The sequence below is a fragment of the Amycolatopsis sp. SID8362 genome, assembly GCF_010550475.1.
Lineage (GTDB): Bacteria > Actinomycetota > Actinomycetes > Mycobacteriales > Pseudonocardiaceae > Amycolatopsis > Amycolatopsis eburnea.
Map to the genome: position 1 here is coordinate 1 of NZ_JAAGNB010000428.1, position 3,306 is coordinate 3,306.

Annotated in this window: 1 protein-coding gene; it reads left to right on the forward strand. The window is 73.7% G+C overall.

Annotation, left to right across the window (positions count from 1 at the left end; genetic code table 11):
• A partial coding sequence (locus G3I65_RS13525; RefSeq protein ID WP_160696412.1) for a type I polyketide synthase occupies nucleotides 1–3,306 on the forward strand: 3,306 nt, incomplete at both ends.

Sequence of the window (3,306 nt, forward strand, 5' to 3'; positions counted from 1 at the left end):
CGGTCGAGCTGCTCACCGAAGCCCGGCCGTGGCCCGTTTCCGACCGGGTCCGGCGGGCGGGGGTGTCGTCGTTCGGGGTGAGCGGGACGAACGCGCACGTGATCCTGGAGGAGCCCCCGGCTGTCGAGCCGCGGGACGCGGAAGCCCGGCCGGTGCTGCCGTTCGTGGTGTCCGGACGGGACGCCGAAGGCCTGCGGGCGCAGGCGGCGAAGCTGCGGGGGAGCGAGTTCCCGTTCGCCGATGCCGCTTGGACGTTGGCGACCGGGCGGGCGGCGCTGGAGCACCGGGCCGCCGTCGTGGCCGCCGATCGCGCGGAACTCCTCGACGGGCTGGGGGCGCTCGCGGAGGGACGGGCGCACCGGTCCGTCGTGCAGGGGACGCCGGTCAGCGGGGGTGTCGCTTTCCTGTTCACCGGACAGGGTTCGCAGCGGACTGGCATGGGCCGGGAGCTGTACGAGACGTTCCCGGTGTACGCGGCGGCGTTCGATGCCGCTTGTGCGTACTTGGACCCGCGGGTGAAGGAGCTGTCGGGAGCGCCGGACACCGATCTCGCTCAGCAGGGCATCTTCGCGGTGGAAGTGGCGTTGTTCCGGCTCCTGGAGTCGTGGGGCATCCGGCCGGACGTCGTTGTGGGGCATTCGGTGGGGGAGATCGCTGCCGCCCATGTGGCCGGGGTGTTGAGCCTTGAGGACGCGGCGACGTTGGTTGCGGCGCGGGGCCGGTTGATGCAGGCGCTGCCCGAGGGTGGCGTGATGATTGCGGTCCAGGCGTCCGAAGAGGACATCGAGCTTCCCGAGGGTGTGTCTCTGGCTGCGGTGAATGGACCGGACGCTGTGGTGCTCTCCGGTGAGGAAGCGGCAGTGACCGAGTATGCGGCGAAGTTTGCGAAGACCAAGCGTCTCAACACGAGTCACGCGTTCCACTCGGCGTTGATGGACCCGATGCTCGCGGAGTTCGCGGCGGCGATTGACGGGCTGACCGTGGCTGAGCCGGTGATTCCGTGGGTGTCCACTGTGGAAGGGGGACCGGACTATTGGGTGCGTCAGGTCCGGGAGTGTGTGCGGTTCGCCGACGCGGTCGCGGCGACGGATGCGCGGACGTTCGTCGAGATCGGACCGGACGCCGTCCTGAGCGCCATGGTCGACGGTGCGATTCCCGTACTGCGCAAGGACCACGACGAGGTCCGGACCGCGATGACCGCTCTCGCGCGGCTCCACGTCCGTGGCGTGACCCCGGACTGGACGCGCGTACTTCCCGGTGGCCGCAAGGCCGACCTGCCGACCCAGGCGTTCCGGCGTGACCGGTTCTGGGTCGAGCCGTCCTGGAACGCGGGCGACGTCGCCGCCGCCGGGCTGGCCGCCGCGGACCACCCGTTGCTCGGCGCGGCCGTCGACCTGCCCGGCACCGGCGGGTGCCTGCTCACCGGGTCGCTGTCGGTCAAGACGCACCCGTGGCTGGCCGACCACGCCGTGCAGGGCACCGTCTTGCTGCCCGGCACCGCGTTCGTCGAACTCGCGTTGCGTGCCGCCGACGAGGTGGGCTGCGCGGCCATCGAAGAACTCACCCTGGCTGCTCCGCTGGTCCTGCCGCCGAAGGGCGCCGTCCGGGTCCAGGTCGCCGTCGGCGCGGCGGACGACGCCGGCCGGCGGCCGATCACCGTGCACTCGGCCACCGGCGACGACGACCAGGCGTGGCGCTCGCACGCCACCGGCACCCTCGCGCCCGATGCCCCGGCACCGGGCAGCCTCACGACGTGGCCGCCCGAAGGCGCCACGGAAATCGACGTCACCGGGCTCTACGACGGCTTGCAGGACAACGGTTTCGGCTACGGGCCCGCGTTCCAGGGCCTGCGGGCGGCCTGGTCGCTCGACGGCGCCGTCTACGCCGAAGTCGTGCTGCCGGACGACCAGCAGGACGCCGCCGGGCGGTTCGGCCTGCACCCGGCGGTGCTCGACGCCGCGCTGCACGCCGTCGGGCTCGGCGACTTCGTCACCGCGAAGGGACAGGGGCACCTGCCGTTCTCGTGGAACGGCGTCACGCTGCGGACGTCCGGGGCGGCGAGCCTGCGGGTCCGGCTGGCGCCTGCCGGGCCGGACACGATCAGCCTGACCGTCGCCGACGCCCACGGCCGCCCGGTCGCCTCGGCGGAATCCCTGCTGCTGCGGGCGATCTCCGCGGCGGGCATCGAAGCGCGGGCCGAGTACCACCGGTCCCTGTTCCGCCTCGACCTGGCGCCCGCCACCACGGGGCCGGTGCCCGCGGCCACCTGCGCGGTCCTCGGCGACCCAGCACTGGCGGCGGCGCTGCGCAGCGCCGGGGCGGTCGTCAAGACCGGCGACGAACCGGCGGACTACACCTTCCGGCCGATCACCGGCGACGACGTCCACCAGGTCACCACCGAGGTGCTCCAGACCGTGCAGGACTGGACCACCGGACGCCTGGTGTTCGTGACCCGGGGCGCCGACCAGGACGTCGCCCTGGCGGCCGCGTGGGGTCTCGTGCGCACCGCACAGGCCGAGAACCCGGACCGCTTCACGCTCCTGGACCTCGACGGCGACCTCGACGGCCGCGCCATCCTCGCCGCGCTCGCGGGCGGGGAACCGCAGGTGCTGCTGCGGGACGGCGAAACCCTCGCACCCCGCCTGGCCCGCGTCCCGGCGAGTGAGGAGACCCCGCGGGCGTGGCACCCCGACGGCACCGTGCTCATCACCGGCGGCACCGGCACCCTCGGCGGCCTCCTCGCCCGGCACCTCGCCGGAAAGGGCGTCCGGCACCTCGTGCTCGCGGGCCGTCGCGGACCGGACACGCCGGGTATCGCCGACCTCGTGTCCGAATTGGACGGCCTTGGCGCGGCCGCGACCGTCGTGGCGTGCGACGCAGCTGATCGCGAAGCTCTCGAAGCGCTCCTGGCCGGGATCCCCGCCGAGCACCCGCTGACCGCCGTCGTGCACACCGCCGGCGTCCTCGACGACGGCGTCGTCGCCTCGCTGACCCCGGAGCGGTTCGCGACCGTGCTGCGGCCCAAGGCCGACGCCGCCCGGCACCTGCACGAGCTGACCGAGCACCTCGACCTGGCCGCGTTCGTGCTGTTCTCCTCCGCGGCGAGCACGCTCGGCAACGCCGGCCAGGCCAACTACGCCGCCGCCAACGCCGTGCTGGACGCGCTGGCCCGCCACCGGCACGCCCGCGGCCTGCCCGCGACGTCGCTGGCCTGGGGCCTGTGGGAGCAGTCGAGCGGCCTGCTCGGCGAGCTCACCGACGTCGACAAGCGCCGGATGAACCGCGGCGGCTTCGGCGCGCTGGCCA